Source organism: Microbacterium sp. NPDC091662 (genome assembly GCF_044756705.1).
Classification (GTDB): domain Bacteria; phylum Actinomycetota; class Actinomycetes; order Actinomycetales; family Microbacteriaceae; genus Microbacterium.
The window spans coordinates 727,982-745,724 of record NZ_JBIVTM010000001.1; the positions used below are offsets into that span (position 1 = coordinate 727,982).

The 17,743-nt window shown below is 66.9% G+C and carries 16 protein-coding genes and 1 other RNA gene; 5 read left to right on the forward strand and 12 right to left on the reverse strand.

Annotated elements, in window-relative coordinates:
* Nucleotides 1–99 precede the first annotated feature (99 nt).
* Both ACIQLD_RS03555 and ACIQLD_RS03560 read left to right on the forward strand, forming a co-directional pair.
* The gene (locus ACIQLD_RS03555; RefSeq protein WP_402605054.1) at nt 100–891 is read left to right on the forward strand and encodes an inositol monophosphatase family protein; all 792 of its coding nucleotides are present in this window, start codon (nt 100–102) and stop codon (nt 889–891) included.
* Between the two features lie 20 nt (nt 892–911).
* Complete coding sequence (locus ACIQLD_RS03560) at nt 912–1,478, forward strand: hypothetical protein (RefSeq protein WP_402605056.1); 567 nt, start codon at nt 912–914, stop codon at nt 1,476–1,478.
* Between the two features lie 3 nt (nt 1,479–1,481).
* Here ACIQLD_RS03560 and ACIQLD_RS03565 read toward each other — a convergent pair whose 3' ends face one another.
* Genes ACIQLD_RS03565 through ACIQLD_RS03580 form a run of 4 tightly spaced genes read right to left on the reverse strand, consistent with a single transcriptional unit; the run spans nt 1,482 to nt 5,418 of the window.
* The gene (locus ACIQLD_RS03565) at nt 1,482–2,294 is read right to left on the reverse strand and encodes an ABC transporter ATP-binding protein (RefSeq protein WP_402605059.1); all 813 of its coding nucleotides are present in this window, start codon (nt 2,292–2,294) and stop codon (nt 1,482–1,484) included.
* Nucleotides 2,291–3,301, reverse strand: a complete 1,011-nt coding sequence (locus ACIQLD_RS03570) for a FecCD family ABC transporter permease (protein WP_402605062.1) — start codon at nt 3,299–3,301, stop codon at nt 2,291–2,293. The genes ACIQLD_RS03565 and ACIQLD_RS03570 overlap by 4 nt, the downstream gene beginning before the upstream one ends.
* A 29-nt stretch (nt 3,302–3,330) precedes the next feature.
* On the reverse strand, nt 3,331–4,350 hold the full coding sequence (locus ACIQLD_RS03575; protein WP_402605065.1) for an iron chelate uptake ABC transporter family permease subunit: 1,020 nt from the start codon (nt 4,348–4,350) through the stop codon (nt 3,331–3,333).
* 27 nt (nt 4,351–4,377) lie between these two features.
* Entirely contained in the window at nt 4,378–5,418 is a 1,041-nt protein-coding gene (locus ACIQLD_RS03580; protein WP_402605068.1) for an ABC transporter substrate-binding protein, read from the reverse strand.
* A 162-nt stretch (nt 5,419–5,580) separates the two neighbouring features.
* Between ACIQLD_RS03580 and ACIQLD_RS03585 the strand changes: the two genes are divergently transcribed.
* Entirely contained in the window at nt 5,581–6,399 is an 819-nt protein-coding gene (locus tag ACIQLD_RS03585; RefSeq protein ID WP_402605070.1) for an AraC family transcriptional regulator, read from the forward strand.
* Here ACIQLD_RS03585 and ACIQLD_RS03590 read toward each other — a convergent pair.
* From ACIQLD_RS03590 to ssrA, 3 genes are all read right to left on the reverse strand, one after another.
* A complete protein-coding gene (locus tag ACIQLD_RS03590) occupies nt 6,385–9,255 on the reverse strand; it encodes an HAD-IC family P-type ATPase (protein WP_402605072.1) in 2,871 nt (956 codons plus the stop codon). The two genes, ACIQLD_RS03585 and ACIQLD_RS03590, sit on opposite strands and share 15 nt — an antisense overlap.
* Before the next feature lie 78 nt (nt 9,256–9,333).
* Complete coding sequence (locus ACIQLD_RS03595; protein WP_402605075.1) at nt 9,334–10,218, reverse strand: hypothetical protein; 885 nt, start codon at nt 10,216–10,218, stop codon at nt 9,334–9,336.
* Between the two features lie 127 nt (nt 10,219–10,345).
* Nucleotides 10,346–10,715: a transfer-messenger RNA gene (gene ssrA / locus ACIQLD_RS03600) on the reverse strand.
* A 142-nt stretch (nt 10,716–10,857) separates the two neighbouring features.
* Between ssrA and ACIQLD_RS03605 the strand changes: the two genes are divergently transcribed.
* Entirely contained in the window at nt 10,858–11,526 is a 669-nt protein-coding gene (locus tag ACIQLD_RS03605) for an SIMPL domain-containing protein (RefSeq protein WP_402605078.1), read from the forward strand.
* A 7-nt stretch (nt 11,527–11,533) separates the two neighbouring features.
* On the opposite strand, the gene hflX is transcribed toward ACIQLD_RS03605, so the two are convergent.
* Nucleotides 11,534–13,045 carry a GTPase HflX gene (gene hflX / locus ACIQLD_RS03610; RefSeq protein ID WP_402605080.1) on the reverse strand — a complete coding sequence of 504 codons (1,512 nt, stop codon included), beginning with the start codon at nt 13,043–13,045 and terminating at the stop codon, nt 11,534–11,536.
* Between the two features lie 68 nt (nt 13,046–13,113).
* Between hflX and ACIQLD_RS03615 the strand changes: the two genes are divergently transcribed.
* Nucleotides 13,114–13,761: a class I SAM-dependent methyltransferase gene (locus tag ACIQLD_RS03615; RefSeq protein ID WP_402605082.1), complete on the forward strand. Its 648-nt coding sequence runs from the start codon at nt 13,114–13,116 to the stop codon at nt 13,759–13,761.
* Between the two features lie 36 nt (nt 13,762–13,797).
* Here ACIQLD_RS03615 and dapF read toward each other — a convergent pair whose 3' ends face one another.
* Genes dapF through miaB form a run of 4 tightly spaced genes read right to left on the reverse strand, consistent with a single transcriptional unit; the run spans nt 13,798 to nt 17,735 of the window.
* Nucleotides 13,798–14,670 carry a diaminopimelate epimerase gene (gene dapF / locus ACIQLD_RS03620; protein ID WP_402605085.1) on the reverse strand — a complete coding sequence of 291 codons (873 nt, stop codon included), beginning with the start codon at nt 14,668–14,670 and terminating at the stop codon, nt 13,798–13,800.
* A 9-nt stretch (nt 14,671–14,679) separates the two neighbouring features.
* On the reverse strand, nt 14,680–15,228 hold the full coding sequence (locus ACIQLD_RS03625; RefSeq protein ID WP_402605088.1) for a dihydrofolate reductase family protein: 549 nt from the start codon (nt 15,226–15,228) through the stop codon (nt 14,680–14,682).
* A gap of 36 nt (nt 15,229–15,264) precedes the next feature.
* Nucleotides 15,265–16,191, reverse strand: coding sequence for a tRNA (adenosine(37)-N6)-dimethylallyltransferase MiaA (gene miaA, locus ACIQLD_RS03630; protein ID WP_402605091.1), 927 nt, complete (start codon nt 16,189–16,191; stop codon nt 15,265–15,267).
* Complete coding sequence (gene miaB, locus ACIQLD_RS03635) at nt 16,188–17,735, reverse strand: tRNA (N6-isopentenyl adenosine(37)-C2)-methylthiotransferase MiaB (RefSeq protein ID WP_402605094.1); 1,548 nt, start codon at nt 17,733–17,735, stop codon at nt 16,188–16,190. The genes miaA and miaB overlap by 4 nt, the downstream gene beginning before the upstream one ends.
* Nucleotides 17,736–17,743: the final 8 nt, after the last annotated feature.

Consider the following 17,743-nt stretch of genomic DNA (forward strand, 5'->3'; position numbering starts at 1 on the left):
AAATCGAGCCCGGACCCCGGGCGCGCCGCCGCCGGGAGGGCACGGAAACATGGCCTTTCGACCCTCTGGCCCCGCCGATCAGGCCAGTATTCTTAGACCGTGACCACCTCCCCCGACAGCCTGCGGCACGACCTCGAACTCGCGCTCCGCCTGGCCGATGCCGCCGATGCCCAGTCGCTTCCCCGGTTCGACGCGTCCGACCTCGAGATCTCGACCAAGGCCGACAACTCGCACGTGACCGATGCCGACCTCGCCACGGAGCGTGCGATCCGCCACATCCTCGAGACCGAACGGCCGGAAGACGGCATCTTCGGCGAGGAGTTCGGTGCGCAGGGCAGCACGCAGCGTCAGTGGATCATCGACCCGATCGACGGAACCGCCAACTTCCTTCGTGGTGTCCCGCTGTGGGGCACGATGATCGCGCTCGCGATCGACGGCGTCCCCCAGGTGGGAGTGGTGAGCATGCCGGCGCTCGGTCGACGCTGGTGGGCATCGGCCGGAGAAGGCGCCTGGACGACGCTCGAGGGCGAACCGCGTCGACTGCGGACGTCGTCTGTCGACTCTCTCGACGACGCGAGCGTGAGTTTCCAGAGCATCACGCAGTGGTCGGAGGCAGGCCGTCTCGACACGCTGTTGACCGTGGCCGCCCGCGTCTGGCGAGACCGCGCGTATGGCGACGTGTACTCGTACATGCTCCTCGCCGAAGGGCGCATCGACATGGTCGCCGAGTTCGGCGTCAAGGAATACGACATCGCAGCGGCCGTTCCGATCGTCCGGGAGGCCGGCGGCCGCATGACGGACATCGACGGCGTCGAGACGATCTCCGCGCGCTCGACACTCGCAACCAACGGCACCCTTCACAATGACTTCCTGACCCTTATGCAGAACTGATCCGAACGACGAGGCCTGCGATGAACTCCCGCATCATGTCCGCGACCGCGGGCGTCCTGCTGCTCGTTGTGGCCCTCACCGCGTGCGCGGCTCCGGAACCGCGCCCGTCGTCGACGCCGGACGCGGTGGATCCGCGTCCGACCACGACCTCCGTGCCGGTGACCTCGCCGACACCGGAGGTGCCCGAGGCGGAGCTCACCTGTGAGTCAATGATCTCGGCTGGGACGGTCGCCGCTCTCGCCGATGCCGGCTGGACGGCCGAGAAGAAGGAGTTCGTCGCCGGCGGTGTCGAATTGACCGAGGGTCTGCTGTGCTTCTGGGCCGACTACACCGTCGGGTCCGACCACGGCCAGCTCTACGGCTGGTCGCCGATCGACGATTCCGACGCCGCCGCCGCGCAGGCCGCGCTCCTCGCCGAAGGCTGGAAGCGCGAAGACGGTTCCGACGGGGTCTACTTCACCGAAGACCCCCGTTACGCGATGGGCACGGACGAGGATGGCTACGGCATGACGTACCTGTTCGGCGACGGATGGGTACGCCTCGCCGATACGCGACAGGGGCTCATCCTCATCGAATGGCCACGTTAGCCTTCATCCGCGACGACCCGACCGGTCGCGACCCAGGGGAATGACGTTCGGCTTGCCCGTGACAGGATCCGGCACGACGATGCACGCGAGCCCGAACACCTCCTCGACGAGCTCGGCGGTGACGATATCGGCAGGACTCCCTTCGGCGACGACGGCTCCGTCCTTCATGGCGATCAGGTGGGTGGCGTAGCGCGCCGCGTGATTGAGATCGTGCAGCACGGCGACCAGAGTGCTGCCGCCGTCGTGCAGATCGGTGAGCAGCTCGAGCAGTTCGATCTGGTGCGCGATGTCGAGGAAGGTCGTCGGTTCGTCCAAAAGCAGGAGCGGAGTCTGCTGCGCGAGGACCATCGCGACCCACACCCGCTGCCGCTGACCACCGGAGAGCTCGTCGACGAGCCGCCCACCGAGCTCCGTGACGCCGGTCGCAGCCATCGCCGCGTCGACGGCCGCCGTGTCGGCGTCCGTCCACGGCCGCATCAACGACTGATGTGGATAGCGACCACGGCCGACCAGATCCGCCACCCGGATACCATCCGGGGCGAGTGAACTCTGCGGCAGCAGTCCGACCCGTCGCGCGACCTCCTTCGCACGATAGCTCTGGATCGCCTTGCCATCGAGCAGCACGTGCCCCGCGTCCGGAAGCAGCAATCGGGAGAGCGCGCGCAGCAACGTCGACTTGCCGCAGGCGTTCGGTCCGACGATCACGGTGAACGATCCGTCCGGCACGCCGACAGAGAGGTCGGCGGAGATGACCCGACGGTCATATCCGATCGTCACCCCCTCCGCTCGCAGTCGGCTGGAACCTCTCTCGATCATCGACGGAACCCTTCCCTGATGAGCAACCAGGCGAAGTATCCCCCACCCAGGACGACGGTCACGAGACCGACGGTGATGTTGATCCGCTGCCCGATGAAGTCCGAGGCGAGCAGCAGGACGGCGCCGACGATCGCCGCGCTCGGCAGGTCGAGTCCCGGAGACCGGACGAGACGGCGCGCCACCTGCGGCGCGACGAGTGCGACGAAGGCGATCGGACCCGCGGCCGCCGTGACGATCGCGGTGAGCGCCACCCCGAGCACCGTCATCGTCAGCCGCTGTCGCTCGACGCGCACGCCGAGCGCCTTCGCGGCATCGTCGCCGAGCTCGAGCTGCGCGAAGCCGCGACGCGCGAAACCCACGAGCGGGAGGATCACCAGGAGGATCACCGCGAACGGCACGAGCTGCTCGTAGCCGAGGGCCGAGAATGATCCGAATCCCCAGGCGACAGCCGCCCGCGCCTGCTGGGCACCCGTGCTGATCAAGAGATAGCTGTTGATCCCGACGAGGAACGCGGACACTCCGATCCCCACGATGATGAACCGGAACCCCTGGAGCCCGCCGCGGTAGGAGAGCAGATAGACGACCAGCGCCGTGATCACGCCCCCGAGGACGGCCCCCGACGCGATCAGCGTGTAGGACGTGCTGCCGAGGACCAGCATGACGATGAGCGCACCTGTATACGACCCCGCGTCGAACCCGATCACGTCGGGGCTTCCCAGCGGGTTGCGCGTGAGGGATTGGAAGATCGCGCCGCTGACGCCGAGCGCGACACCGCCGAGCACCGCGAACAGCAGCCGGGGCAACCGCCATTCGATCACCAGCTTCCTGACGTTGTCCTCACCACCGCCGCTGAGGGCCGATAGCACCTGGGAGAAGTCCAACGAGAACGTGCCGACCATGAGCGTCGCCGCAGCCAGTATGAGCAGGACCAGGAACAGCGCCGAGCGGATGACGAGCGTGCGGGCGTCCCACCGCCAGAGCACGTCGCCCACGCGCAGGGTGATCATGCGAGGCCCGTCCTCGCGCACGGAAGCGCTCACAGTCCGCTCACCTTCTTCCGACGCGCGAGGGCGATCAGCACAGGGGCACCGATGATCGCGGTCACGATGCTCACCTGCAGCTCACCGGTGGGCAGAACGACGCGACCGATCACGTCGGATAACAGGAGCATGCTCGGAGCCACGATCGCCGAATATGCGATGATCCACCGCTGATCGGGTCCCGTGAACCATCGCACCGCATGCGGGACCATCAGGCCGATGAAGGCGATCGGCCCCGCGAGAGCGGTGGCGCCACCGGCCAAGACGGTCACGGCGACCACGGAGACGATCCTGGTGCTCACGAGCCCCGCGCCGAGAGTGCGCCCGAGGTCGTCGCCGAGCGCGATGGCGTTGAGCGGCCTGGCGACGATGACGGCGATGACGAGGCCGACCGCGATGAACGGGGCGATGAGGGCCACCGCACTCTCATCACGTCCGCCGAGGCTGCCCAGGCCCCACAGTCGAAGGGTGCTGAACACCTCCATGTTCTTCAGCATCACGATGGAGGTGATACCGCTCAGCACGGCGCCGATCGCGACGCCGGCGAGCGTCATGCGTCCTGGAGACGGGCCACCACGACCTGCCGCGCCGATCAGATAGACGATGAGGGTGACCGTGAGCGCGCCGATCAGGGCGAACCACACGTACGCGTTCGGCGCTCGCACTCCGAGAAGTCCGACGCCCATCGTGACCGCGAAAGTCGCCCCCGCATTGACCCCGAGGATCCCGGGGTCGGCCAGCGGATTCCGGGTGAAGGCCTGGATGAGGGCACCGCATACGCCGAGCGCCGGGCCGACCACCAGCCCCACGATCGTCCGCGGCAGACGGGAATCCCTGACGATCGCCTGAGTATCCGATCCGTCGAAGTCCACCAGTGCGGCGATCACCGTCGACGCGGGCAACGCGCGCGCCCCGACCATGAGGCTCAGCAGCACGGCGGCGAGCAGGGCGACGAGTGCGAGAACCAGTCCTGCCGCGCGGAAGGTCGCACCGTGGAACGCCGACGGACGCTCCACGGTACGGCTCGACGTCGTCGACACCGATCAGCGGGCGGGCACCGCGCCGGACAGCGCGTCGGCGAGGTCGTCGATCGTCGACGGGATGCTCAGCACACTGGGTGCGGTCGTCGCCCACGCGAGTCGCTGGTCGTCGAAGAAGTAGTAGGCGCCGTCCGCGACCGGAGACCAGCGGGACACGAGCGGATCGGAGATGGTGTGCGTCACATCCTCCGGAGTGTTCCCCCAGCCGATGTGGAACTGCGAGTCGATGTCGCCGAGCTCCTCCAGACTGACATTCGCGTAGAACTCCTTGGTCGTGTCTTCCAGGGCTGCGATGTCCGGCGAGTATGTGAAGCCCAGCTGCTCGAGGAGCGGCACGCGAGGGTCCCGCGGGAGGTACAGGCCGAGGGAGGTCTCTCCTTCGGCGAGGAACCATCCATAGGAGAAGACGATCCCCGCGAACTCCGGGTGAGCGGCCGCAGCTGCGGCGATCGACGCATCCGCTTCATCGAGGAGATCCTGCGCTTCGGCTTCCTTGTCGAGCACCGCACCGATCGTGAGCGTGAGCTGGTCACGATCGGACGCCCAGGTCGATTTGTCGAAGGCGACCGTCGGTGCGATCTCGGTGAGTCGCTTGTAGTCGGTTTCGGAGATCCCGGAGTGGTTGGCGAGGATCACGTCGGGTGCGAGAGCGAGGATCTGCTCGAAGTCGTACTCCCCGGCGTCCGTGAACTCGATGATCTCCGGCAGTTCGCCGCCAAGTTCCTCGACCTCGTCCTCGAACCACGGCAGGTAGGTGTCGACGCTGCCCCAGGTGAAGTCCTCCACGCCCACGGGTACCTGGCCGAGAGCGGCGACCACATCCTGCGAGTACCACCCCAGAGTCACGATGCGCTCGGGCTTCTCGTCGATCGTGGTCTCGCCGTAGACGTGCTCGACGGTCACCGGGTAGGCACCAGAGGGTGCCTGGCCCGAGCCCTCATCGGCGTTCGAGCCCGCAGAGCAGGCTGCGAGCGAAGAGGCGGTGATCACGAGCGCCGTGAGTGCGATCAGGGTTCGCGGGGCGCGTCGGTGCAGACGGGACATGGGGCTCCTCGGGTGGAATGACATGGGGGACGCCTGCCAAACATAGTGAAGGCTTACCTAATTCGCTATCATCCTGAATGGACGCACATCGTCCATACGAACCACCGACCCGTCCGTTCAGGATGATCAGGGGTCCGGATACGCCGAGATCGAAGGATTCCTGTGCCTGGAACGACATCTGAGAAAGTTGCGGCGCACCGGGAACAGGTGTTCCCCGATCAGCACTTCGAAGAGCACACCCACACGGCGGATCAGCTCGCCTGGGTGCCCGGCGGCGCCCACATCCGCGTAGGGGATACGAGTTGGCGCCTGCACGGCGACCATTTCGCCTGGGTCCCCGCGCTTGCAGAGCACGAGATGCGCATGACCGGGGCCGAGGAGATGTTCAGCCTCTACCTCGCCCCCGAGCTCCGCCTCCCGCAGGCACGATGGAGCAGGCCCCTCGCGTTACCGGTCGACCCCGTCGCAGGGGCGATCGTGCAGAGCCTGTGCCTCACCGATGCGGATCATGACCGGCTCGAGGCGTCGCTCGTGCTGTTGCTGCACATCCTCGAACACACCGACGAGAGCTTCGACACCCTCGCCGTCCCCGCGGACCCCCGCGCGCGTACGGTCGCAGAGGCGATCCTCGCCGGTCCCGACGACCAGCACGAGCTCGATGAGTGGGCAGAGCAGCTCGCCGTGAGCACGAAGACCCTGCAGCGCGCGTTCCAGAGCGAGACCGGCCTGACGTTCGGGCAGTGGCGCACCCGTGCCCGGCTGTACGCAGCGGAGCGTCTCATCGTGGAGGGCAGCACAGTGCAGGAAGCGGCCGACCGCAGCGGATACTCCACTGCGACAGGCTTCATCAAGGCGTTCCGTCAGCTGTTCGGTTCGACGCCCGCAGCCTACGCCCGGGCGAAACGCGGTCATCGCCCACCCGCTGCTCGACGCCCGAGGGCACGCAGCCGGACAGAGGCCGACTCCTCAGGGCTGTCCTGACCCCATCGAACTCTCGAGGATGCGCCCGAAGGTGCGCGCGACCGGCGGGGTCCACAGCAGCACGATGATCCCGGCCGCGAACGCAGCGGTCAGGGCTGCGCCCCAGTCCCAGCGGTCTCCGAACACGAGGACGACCGCGCTCAACAAGATCGCGATGCCGAGGAAGATCGTGAGCATGAGGCGCGAGAGTCCGCTGCCGCGGCGCACGCCTGCCGCGACAGCGAACACGAGAAGTCCGAACAGAGCGATCCCCGCACCGGCTAGGGAGAAGGCCGAGGCACTCACGTCCGGATCGTAACGCCCCAGGAATACGAGGATGCCGAAACCCGTCGCCAGAGCGCCGAAGACGTAGGCGAGCACGGCGACCACCGTGGTGATCACCGTGGCGACGGCAGGAGGCGCGGGATCGGGCGTCTCGGGTGCACGAGACACCCGGCGCGGACTCGTCCGTTCGGGTGCTGACAGGACGAGCCGACGATGCAGAAGGCGCACGACCTCGATCGCCGCGACCATCACGATCGTGATCCCGGTGAGTGCGATCGCGAGCTCCTCACCCGGATCGACGAGTACGAAGAACTGTCTGGCGAGCGGGATCGTGAACACGGCGATGAGCAGGATGAACATCGCGCCGACCACCACCACCTTGAACCGGTTGAGCGGTCGTGCGAGGACGGCCAGCACCCAGATGCCGACGACGGCGAGGATCACGGTGGCTCCGGTACGCAGCTGCTCCTCGTGCACGCCGAGCCCCCGGGCGACGAACGTGTACCAGGTGAGGCCCAGGGCGACGACGACGCCCGACGGGATCGCGAAGCTCAGCGATCGTCGGAGGAACCCCGGAACATAGCGTGATGCGTTCGGCATGAGCGCGAGGAAGAAGGCCGGAATGCCGATCGTGAGGCCGTCGGTGATGGAGAGCTGACGCGGCAGGAACGGGAATTCGAGCACGAACACCCCGAAGATGACCGCGAGCAGTGTCGCGTAGACCGTCTTGTTCAGGAACAGCATCGACACGCGCTCGATATTCGCGATGACCTGGCGCCCCTCGGCGACGACGTCCGGCAGGTGCGAGAACTGTCCGTCGAGCAGCACGAGCCTCGCAACCGCCTTCGTGGCCGGCGAGCCCGAGTTCATCGCGATGCCGATATCCGCGGACTTGATCGCAAGGGCGTCGTTGACACCGTCTCCTGTCATGGCGACGGTGTGTCCGTGCCTCTGCAACGCCGTCACCATGCGCTTCTTCTGCTCGGGGGTGACACGTCCGAACACGGTGTGCTGGTCGAGCACGTCGGCGAGCTGGGCGTCATCATCGGGAAGCTCTCTGGCATCGAAGCCGTCGGCCACGTCGAGACCGACTTCTCGGGCGATGGCCGCGACCGTACGCGGGTTGTCGCCGGAGATGATGCGGATGCCGACCTGCTGGCGCCCGAAATAGGCGAGTGTCTGAGCGGCGTCGGGGCGCACCTGCTCGCGGAAGGTCAGCACGATGATGGCCGCGAGTCCGTCGGGGAGCCGCTCGGAGTCGACGTCGGCGTCCGAGAGGGCCGCGTGCGCGTGGCCGAGCACGAGAGTGCGGCGGCCCGTCTCGGCGAGTGCCGTCACCGTGCGCCCCAGCTCCGTCTCCGCCGATGTGGCCGCATCGCCGAACACCATCTCCGGTGCTCCCATCACCCAGGTCCCCGGGATGCCGGTGAAGGACGCCGCACTCCATTTGCGCGCAGATGAGAACGGGATGTACCCCGACACGACGAGTGGCGAGGCGACCGGGTAGGCCGTCCGCATCGACCGTGCTGTCGCGTTCGCATCGGGCGCCGCGGCATACCAGGCAAGCGCCGCCGCCGCGTCCTCTGCCTGTTCCGGGGCGAGGCCGTCGAGGCGATGTGCCTCGTCGAAGCCGATCTCCCCGACAGTGAGGGTGCCGGTCTTGTCGAGGCAGATGACGTCGACGCGCGCGAGGCCTTCCACAGCCGGCAGCTCGTTCACCAGCACCTGCCGGCGTGCGAGACGAGACGCTCCGACGGCGAAGGCGATGCTCGTCATGAGCACGAGACCGAGGGGGATCATCGCCGTCAACGACGCGATCGTGTTCACGATGGCCTGCACCCAGGCACCGCTGGAGAACACGGTCGAGTAGCCGCCGAGCACGATGATCTGCGCATTCAAGACAAGCAGTCCGACCGGACCGATGATCCAGCTCACCCACTTCAGGACCCGGTTGACCGAAGTGCGCAGCTCGCTGGAGACGAGGGAGAAGCGCTTCGCCTCGCCGGCGAAGTGATTCGCGTAGGAATCGGCACCGACACGGGTCGCGATCGCGGTCCCCTCCCCCGCGACGACCACGGCTCCGGACAGCGCATCGTCGCCGGGCTGCTTCTCGACCGGGTCCGACTCCCCCGTGAGCATCGACTCGTCGATCTGAAGCCCGCGCGACGCGAGAACCCGCGCGTCGGCCGGCACCTGCTCGCCGGCGCGGAGCACGAGGACATCGTCGAGGACGACCTCTCCGGGCGTGATCTCCGCTTCTTCACTGTTTCGCAGGACAAGAGCGCGCGGCGCGTTCATCAGCGCGAGGCGATCGAGAGCGGACTTCGCCCGAAACTCCTGCACACACCCGATGATGGCGTTCGCGAACGCTGCGAGGCCGAAAAGGGCGTCCTGCCATCGGCCGACTAAGAACAGTACGAAGAAGCACGCGAAGACGATGCCGTTGAAGAGCGTGAACACGTTCGCGCGCACGATGCTCCACGCGCTGCGACTCGTGTCGGCGACGAAGGCGTTGGTCTTCCCCGCCGCCACGCGCTCGGCGACCTCGGCGCTCGTGAGACCGGTCGAGACTGCTGCAGGAGTGGCGTTCACAGACCTCAATATAGAGGTCGCCGCTTCCTCACTCGGCTCCGCTGTCCGGCATTCGCAGCCCGTTGCGGCATCGCGTCATTACAACCGCCAGTCGACCCCCTTGTCGAGGACTCGACCGACGGAGGTGACCTCGGCCGTTCCCGGGTAGGCCACCATTCCGGGAGCGAATGTTCCCCAGCTGGGGCGGCCCTGCGGGGGGCCGTACGAGGGCAGATATGCGCCGTACTGATAGAGCGTCTCCTGGATAGGCCGGTAGCAGGCTCCGCCCGCATCACTGATGCCGACGACAGTACCGAGGGCTCGTAATCCGGAATCGTCCTGTCGCCAGACCGGACCACCGACGTCTCCCGGTCCCGCCGCCGCATCCGTGCACAGCAGTTGCTCACCGAAGCGCCCCGGCACCGTGCCGAGGATGCGTCCTTCCGTCCATCCGGTATCGATCCCCATCTTCCCGATGAGGAGGCCGACGGGTTGATCGACGCTCCGGGTCCACCCCTGCAGTTCTCCGTTCCCGGGCATCTGGCCGGTGGTCGGATCCACGATCAGCATGTCGGCGTCATTGCCCGGTCGCATGCGAAGGAGCACCGTCGGATCGTTGTCACGTCGGGCGAATTGGTCGGCGTGGTAGCCGGCGTCTCCACGGATGCTGCCATCCGCCGCGCCGATGAAGCCGCAGGCGGTGGCCGTCGTCAGGAAAGTTCCGGAATCGCCCGCGATGACGAACCCCCCGGAGCATGCATTGTCGAAGTACGACCCGGCGGTGCCTCCGTACCTGCCCCAGATGGCAGGTTCCCCCGCACTGTATGTGTACCCGCTCGCTTCTGGGACGGGCCTGATCTCGGCTGTGGCAGGAGTTGCGCTCAACACCGAGATCACGACCGCCATGGCAGCGACAAGGGCTGCCGCCTGCGCACGAGGTGAAAGGTGGGCACGGACGGACGGGTACTTCGAAGCTCCGGTCATGCCCACACGATAGAGGATGCCCTCCCTGTGCGATAGACCAGTATGTCGCCGCGCTCGCGGGGGCATGAAAAACCCCCGGGTCACTTGCGAGAGCAAGCGGTCCGGGGGTTTCTCCGTGACAGCGACATGGTGGAGCTGGGGGGAATCGAACCCCCGTCCAACGCTGAGTCTCCACGCCTTCTCCGGGCGCAGTCTGTGAAGACGTTCTGCTCGGCTCCGACCTTTGTCACAGACACCTAAGTCGACAAGCCCAGCCTGGGAAGAGTCCCACGTGACGTCCAGACGCCATCACGCAGCAAGATTCCTAGATGACGCCAGGATCCGTATCGGAATCACATACGGCCTGACGGACTATCGGGCTCGCTTATGCAGCGAGGGCGAAGTCGTTGCGCTTGGTTTCGGCAACTATTGTTTTGCAGAGAGCGTTTACGAGATAACTCTGCATCCTCGGCCCGCTTCTCGTGGATTCACAGGCGCTGTCGAAACCGATCAGCCCCGTGGTCCTTCTCTCGAAGGAGCCGCTGTCACACTGTGGAATTACCAACCCGAGTGGTGAAACACCCGAGCATCACAGACTACAACGTTCTCAGCCCCTCCGCCATTCCGGGGTCGTCCGGACGGCTGGCGTAGAGTCGCCCCATGAGCGAAGTCACCGTCACCGTCCGCGGCGAGCATGAGGCGCAGGTCGCGCCGGAGCGTGCCACCATCCGTGTCGGCGTGCGTGCCGAGGGCCCGGAACGCACCGCCGTCGTCGAGCATGTGATGCGCCTCGCCGAGCCTGTGCGCAGCAGCATCGCCGAGAGATCGGAAGCGGGCAGTGTGGTCGACTGGACGAGCAAACGGCTCTCCGTACGGGCCGAACGTCCGTGGAGCAGCGAGGGCAAGCGTCTCGCACCGGTCTATTACGCGAGCATCGACTTCACCGCCACGTTCGCGGAAGCCTCGGAACTCTCCATCTGGGTCTCCGACATCTCCCCATGGGACGGCGTCGAGGTCGGTTGGGTCGACTGGCACCTCACACCCGCGACACGCGCGCAGGTCGAGCGCGAGGTGGCCGCCGAGGCCGTCGGCGTCGCCGTCACGAGGGCCAAGGCCTACGCGGGGGCGCTCGGCCTCGATGAGGTCACACCGCTGGAGATCGCCGATGTCGGCCTCATCTCCAGCGGACAGCCGGCACCGGGAGCTCCGATGATGCTCAAAGCGCGTGGAGGCGCGGCATTCGCCGCCGACTCCGCACCAGCCATGGAGTACGAGCCCGAAGAAATCGTCATCTCCGCGACCGTGGAGGCGCGGTTCCTCGCCCGCTGAGACCGGCTCAGCCCTGCGCGGCGAACGGCGCGAGTTCGGCGGCCAGCCGCTCCGAGACCCGAGCGTGCACAGCGGTGCCGTTCTCTCGGTGCTCCACCGAGAGAAGCATCCCTGACTCGTGGATCGCGGCAACGAGATCGCCCCGATCGTACGGGATCACGGCGTGGACTTCGATGGCCGGCTTCGGGAGTGCCTCTTCCACCGCCGCCCGCAGTTCCGCGATGCCCTCGCCCGACCTCGATGAGACGAAGTGAGCGTGCGGCTGGAGGCCTCGAAGGACGAGCCTCTCATCCTCATCGATCAGATCGGCCTTGTTGAAGACCACGATCTCCGGCAGATCGCGGACGCCGACATCGCCCAGGACATCCCGCACGGTCTGCAACTGCCCCGCCGGATCCGGATGCGAACCGTCGACGACATGGAGCACGACGTCGGCCTCGCCGACCTCCTCCAACGTCGATCGGAACGCTTCGACGAGCTGATGAGGAAGGTTGCGCACGAACCCGACGGTGTCTGTGAGCGTGTAGACGCGGCCGTCCTCCGTCTCCGTACGGCGCACCGTCGCGTCCAGCGTCGCGAACAGCGCGTTCTCGACCAGGACGCCCGCGCTGGTGAGCGCATTGAGCAGGCTGGACTTGCCGGCGTTCGTGTATCCGGCGATCGCGACGGAGGGGATCGTGTTCCGCTTGCGCTCGGCACGCTTGGCGTCGCGGGCGGGGCCGAAGTCGCGGATCTGGCGTCGGAGCAGAGCCATCTTGGTACGGATTCGCCGGCGATCGAGCTCGATCTTCGTCTCGCCGGGACCGCGCGAACCCATGCCCGCGCCGCCGGCGCCGACCTGGCCACCGGCCTGGCGGCTCATCGAGTCGCCCCAACCCCGAAGTCGAGGCAGCAGGTACTCGAGCTGGGCAAGCTCGACCTGCGCCTTGCCCTCCCGGCTCTTGGCATGCTGACTGAAGATGTCGAGGATCACCGTGGTGCGGTCGATGACCTTGACCTTGACGACGTCCTCGAGTGCGCGTCGCTGGCTCGGCGCGAGCTCGGTGTCGGCGATGACCGTGTCAGCCCCGACAGCGGCGACGATGTCTTTGAGTTCCTGAGCCTTGCCCCGGCCGAGGTACGTCGCGGCGTCGGGGTGCGGGCGGCGCTGCAGAACACCGTCGAGCACGACAGCACCGGCGGTCTCTGCGAGAGCGGCAAGTTCCCGGAGCGAGTTCTCCGCGTCTTCCTGCGCCCCCTGGGGATACACGCCCACCAAAACGACGTTCTCGAGACGCAACTGCCGGTACTCGACCTCGGTGACGTCCTCGAGCTCCGTCGAGAGTCCTCCGACGCGACGAAGAGCATGTCGGTCTTCGAGATCCCACTGCGCGCCGTCCGTGCTCGTGTGCGATGCCGTCGATTCATCCTGCAGCGCCTGGGCGGCGCCGAAGACGTGGACATCCGAGCGCTTCTCCGCGTTCGCGAGCACGCGATCGACCGTGTGGTCGTCGGTGGAGGGTGTTGTGGTCTCCGTCATCCGTTCCTTGTCTCTGGGATTTGTTGCGAGCCTTAACCTTAGCCCGCGCTGTCCGGTACGCTCACCGTATGGGGTCAGATCACTACTTCACTGCGGCCCCGGCAAGCCCCGAGAATCTGCGTAAGATCCGCGTATCGCTCGCAGGTCGCGAGCTCGAAGTCACCACCGCCGGTGGAGTCTTCAGCCCGGATCGTCTCGACGCCGGCACTGCAGTGCTCCTCGCCAACATGCCCCCGGTTCCCCCGGGCGGCGATCTTCTCGACCTCGGCAGCGGCTGGGGTCCGGTGACGCTGTCGATGGCCCTGGCCGCTCCCCACGCGACGGTGTGGGCCGTCGATGTGAATGAGCGTGCCCTCGATCTCGTGCGTCGCAACGCGGCAGCTCTCGGGCTCACCAATGTCAACGCATCTCTGCCCGACGATGTTCCCGAGCACGTCTCCTTCCGTACGATCCGATCGAATCCGCCGATCCGCGTCGGCAAGAACGAACTCCACGGACTTCTGGAGCGATGGATCCCGCGCCTCGACGAGCGCAGTGATGCCTGGCTCGTCGTGCAACGCAATCTCGGCGCCGATTCGCTCCAGCGATGGATCGGGTCGACCTTCCACCCCGGCTACAGCGTTTTCCGCACCGCTACCGGCAAGGGCTACCGCATCCTCAAGGTGCGCAGGCACGGGAACCCGCCGACGGAGCCGATCGTCCTCGACGGAGCCTGACCGCGCTCATTCGCGCGGACGCGCCGGACCGGTCTCTCAGGCGAGGTCGACCTCTCCCTGGAACACGAGCTGAGCCGGGCCCGACAGAGCCACGTGCTCGCCGTCCTCCGCGGGGAACATGCGAACGCCGAGCGTGCCCCCTGGAACCTCGACCTGCCAGTTGCTCGGCGCGTTCTCGCCCGCCCAGTACCGCACCGCCAGGGCCGTCGCCGCAACTCCGGTGCCGCAGCTGAGGGTCTCCCCCACACCGCGCTCGTGGACGCGCATGCTCACATGTCCGATACCGTCACGCACGAGCGGTTCGCCGGGAACCACGAACTCGATGTTGGCCCCTGCCGGTAGCAGCGGGTCGAGGTCGGGGGCACGGTGCAGTTCGAGCGACGCGAGCTCTGCCTCGGAGGCGAGCGCCACCACGACGTGCGGATTCCCGACGTCGATTCCCAGCCCCGGCCGTGTGACGGACAGCCCGTCGACGCGCACGAGCGGGTCGTCACCGGACAGCTTCCACCGGCCGAGATCCACCTGATACCCCGTGGCGCTCCGGGTGACGTCGCGCACTCCTGCCCTCGTGCCGATCGGCAACGTCGAGCCGGGCTCGATCGTCGCGAGGCCGGAGCGCACGAGGTAGTGAGCGAATACGCGGATGCCGTTTCCGCACATCTCGGCGATCGACCCATCGGCATTGCGGTAGTCCATGAACCATTCCGCCTGCGGCTCCTCATCGAGCGCCGCCGCACCCTCGGGAATCGCCGACGACTTCACGACGCGAAGGATCCCGTCAGCGCCGATACCGAAGTGACGATCGCACAGCACGGCGACCTGCTCGACGGTCAGGTCGAGGTCACCGTCGGGATCAGCGATGATGATGAAGTCGTTGCCCGTGCCGTGACCCTTGGTGAATGCGACCATGGGTCCAGTCTAGAGAGCGTCGAGGACCCCTCCGTCCCGTGCGAGTCGGTACCGACCGCAGAGGAAGTTGCGGTTTCGCGCAACCTCGATCAGCTCGAGGTCGAGCCGGCGCGGCAGCAGTGGGGCTCCCGCGCCGAGAGTGACGGGGGCGTACTGCACCCACACCTCGTCGAGCAGCCCGGCATCGGCGAACTGGCCGGCCAGATCTCCGCCGCCCACGACCCAGAGGTCTCTCCCGCCGGCCGCCTGCTCCATCTCCGCATGAACCGTTCGGATGTCTGCCTGCGTCAGTCGCACATCGGCCCCTGTCGGCAACGACAGCTCACGGTGCGTGAAAACCCACGTGGGCTGGGTGTATCCCCATCGGCCCTCTTCGTGGCGCATCACCCATTCATACGTCGAGGCGCCCATCGCGAGAGCGCCGATGTTCCTCTCGAAGCCCGTGTACGCCATCGGACCGTCCTGGTCGATGTCCTGCGTGAGCAGCCAGTCCAACGAGTGCTCCTCGGTCGCGATGAAACCGTCGAGGCTGGAGGCGGTGTAGAAGTGGGTCGTCATCCCACGAGGGTCGCAGGTGCTACCGACATCGGGAGATCAGGCGTGTAGGAGCGCGGCGGCCGGAGCCGGAGCATCCCACCATTCCAGATCGGGATACCGCTTGAACCAGGACACCTGGCGGCGGGCATAGCGTCTCGTGAGCGCCTGGGTCTGCGCGATCGCGTCACGTTCTGTGAGGTCTCCGTCGAGCTGCGCCAGCGCCTGCGCATATCCGATCGCACGAGGAGCCGTCCCGCCCTGTTCGAGCCCGTTGGCGCGAAGCTGCGCGACCTCGGCGAGGAGCCCCCCGGCCCACATGCGTTCGACTCGGGAATCGAGGCGCTCGACGAGAGCGGGGCGATCGACGTGAAGACCGATCAGGCGCGTGTACGGATGCCAGAGGACCGGCTTCTCCGGAAGGGAGGCACCGTGCGTCTCACTGCCCTGCTCGAGGACTTCGAGCGCACGGATGATGCGGCGCGGATTCTGCGGATCGACCCGCGAGGCCGCCTCCGGATCGAGAGTCCGCAGACGTTCGAGAAGGTGCGCGGAGCCTCGAACCTCAAGCTCGCGTTCGAGATTCTCCCGCAGTGCGGGGTCGCGCGGAGGAAATCGAAAGTCATACACGACACTCGACACGTACAGGCCGGAGCCCCCGACGAGGATCGCATCTCCGCCTCCGCGGTGGATCTCGTCGATCGCCTCACGAGCTCTCGGCTGGTACCACGCGACAGCTGCATCCTCGTCCACGTCGAGCACGTCGAAGAGGTGGTGCGGGATGCCCCGGCGTTCAGCCACCGAGACTTTCGCCGTACCGACGTCCATCCCGCGATAGAGCTGCATGGCGTCGGCGTTCACGATCTCGGCAGGGTTCCCCTGCGCGCGCAAGGTCTCGGCCAACTCGATCGCGAGATCGCTCTTACCGGTGCCGGTCGCCCCGACGATGGCCCAGAGGCGTCGTCCGGTCCTGTGCGGTCCGGTCACACGCCCACACGCAGTGTGGGCAGACCGAGCGACACGGCCTTCGGTGCACCGTCGCCGCTCGGGGCAGGAACCGCGCACGATTCCGACTGCGAGCGATCCCAGGCGTCTCCACCGCGGGTCCGACGGATCTTCAGGGGTGCGCCTGTCGGGTCATCCGCGAGCAGATGGAACGGGGCGCCGTGCGTGACGGTCACGGTGACGACGTCACCGGGGCGAGGAAGATCAGAGCCCGGAGTCACCTCGAAGTGCACCAACCTGTTGTCTTCGGCGCGCCCCGTCAGACGGTGGGTCTCGGTATCCTTCTTGCCTTCGCCGGTCGAGACCAGAACGTCGATCTCGCGGCCGACCTGCTTCTGGTTCTCTTCCAGTGAGATGCGTTCCTGCAGAGCGATCAGCCGGTTGTAGCGCGCTTGCACGATCTCCTTGGGAACCTGATCCTCCATCGTCGCCGCGGGAGTGCCCTCGCGGATCGAGTACTGGAAGGTGAACGCGCTGGAGAATCTCGCCTGCTCGACGACCCGCATCGTGTCCTCGAAGTCTTCTTCTGTCTCACCAGGGAAGCCGACGATGATGTCGGTCGTGATGGCGGCATTCGGGATGCGGGCACGAACCCGGTCGAGGATCCCCAGGAAACGCTCACTCCGGTAGGAGCGGCGCATCGCCTTGAGGATGCGATCGCTCCCCGACTGCAGCGGCATGTGCAGCTGCGGCATCACGTTCGGCGTCTCGGCCATGGCGTCGATCACGTCGTCGGTGAAGGCCGCGGGATGGGGGCTCGTGAACCGGATCCGCTCCAGCCCTTCGATGTCGCCGGCCGCGCGCAGGAGTTTGCCGAATGCCTGGCGGTCGCCGAACTCCACACCGTAGGAGTTGACGTTCTGGCCGAGAAGCGTGACCTCGATCGCGCCGTCTTCGACCAGGAGACGGATCTCGTTCAGGATGTCGCCGGGACGACGATCCTTCTCTTTGCCACGCAGGCTCGGAACGATGCAGAAGGTGCAGGTGTTGTTGCAGCCGACCGAGATCGAGACCCAGCCGCTGTGCGCCGAGTCGCGCTTGGTCGGCAGCGTCGAAGGGAACACTTCGAGCGACTCCAGGATCTCGAGCTCGGCGTCGCCGTTGTGCCGCGCGCGCTCGAGCAGTCCCGGCAGGGAACCCATGTTATGCGTTCCGAACACCACGTCGACCCAGGGGGCCTTGTCGAGCACCGCCTGCTTGTCCATCTGCGCCAGGCATCCCCCGACGGCGATCTGCATGCCGTCCTTGCGACGCTTGACGGAGGCGAGATGCCCGAGGGTGCCGTACAGCTTGCCCGCTGCGTTGTCGCGGACAGCGCAGGTGTTGATGATCACCACGTCGGCCTCGTCGCCGTCGACAGCTCTCACGTAGCCGGCGCTCTCCAAGGAGCCCGAGAGCCGCTCGGAGTCGTGCACGTTCATCTGGCACCCGAAGGTGCGCACTTCATACGATCGCTGTCGTCCGTCGTCGTCGACGGCTGCCGACGACGCGCCGATGATCGTCGGTTCGCTGCGCGGGATAGTCATGATCACCC

Bases quoted from the DNA above. Each gene is read 5' to 3' on its own strand.
- ACIQLD_RS03560 (WP_402605056.1), top strand. From the start codon at position 912: ATGAACTCCCGCATCATGTCCGCGACCGCGGGCGTCCTGCTGCTCGTT.
- ACIQLD_RS03565 (WP_402605059.1), bottom strand. From the start codon at position 2,294: ATGATCGAGAGAGGTTCCAGCCGACTGCGAGCGGAGGGGGTGACGATC.
- ACIQLD_RS03570 (WP_402605062.1), bottom strand. From the start codon at position 3,301: ATGATCACCCTGCGCGTGGGCGACGTGCTCTGGCGGTGGGACGCCCGC.
- ACIQLD_RS03580 (WP_402605068.1), bottom strand. From the start codon at position 5,418: ATGTCCCGTCTGCACCGACGCGCCCCGCGAACCCTGATCGCACTCACG.
- ACIQLD_RS03595 (WP_402605075.1), bottom strand. From the start codon at position 10,218: ATGACCGGAGCTTCGAAGTACCCGTCCGTCCGTGCCCACCTTTCACCT.
- ACIQLD_RS03605 (WP_402605078.1), top strand. From the start codon at position 10,858: ATGAGCGAAGTCACCGTCACCGTCCGCGGCGAGCATGAGGCGCAGGTC.
- hflX (WP_402605080.1), bottom strand. From the start codon at position 13,045: ATGACGGAGACCACAACACCCTCCACCGACGACCACACGGTCGATCGC.
- ACIQLD_RS03615 (WP_402605082.1), top strand. From the start codon at position 13,114: ATGGGGTCAGATCACTACTTCACTGCGGCCCCGGCAAGCCCCGAGAAT.
- dapF (WP_402605085.1), bottom strand. From the start codon at position 14,670: ATGGTCGCATTCACCAAGGGTCACGGCACGGGCAACGACTTCATCATC.
- ACIQLD_RS03625 (WP_402605088.1), bottom strand. From the start codon at position 15,228: ATGACGACCCACTTCTACACCGCCTCCAGCCTCGACGGTTTCATCGCG.
- miaB (WP_402605094.1), bottom strand. From the start codon at position 17,735: ATGACTATCCCGCGCAGCGAACCGACGATCATCGGCGCGTCGTCGGCA.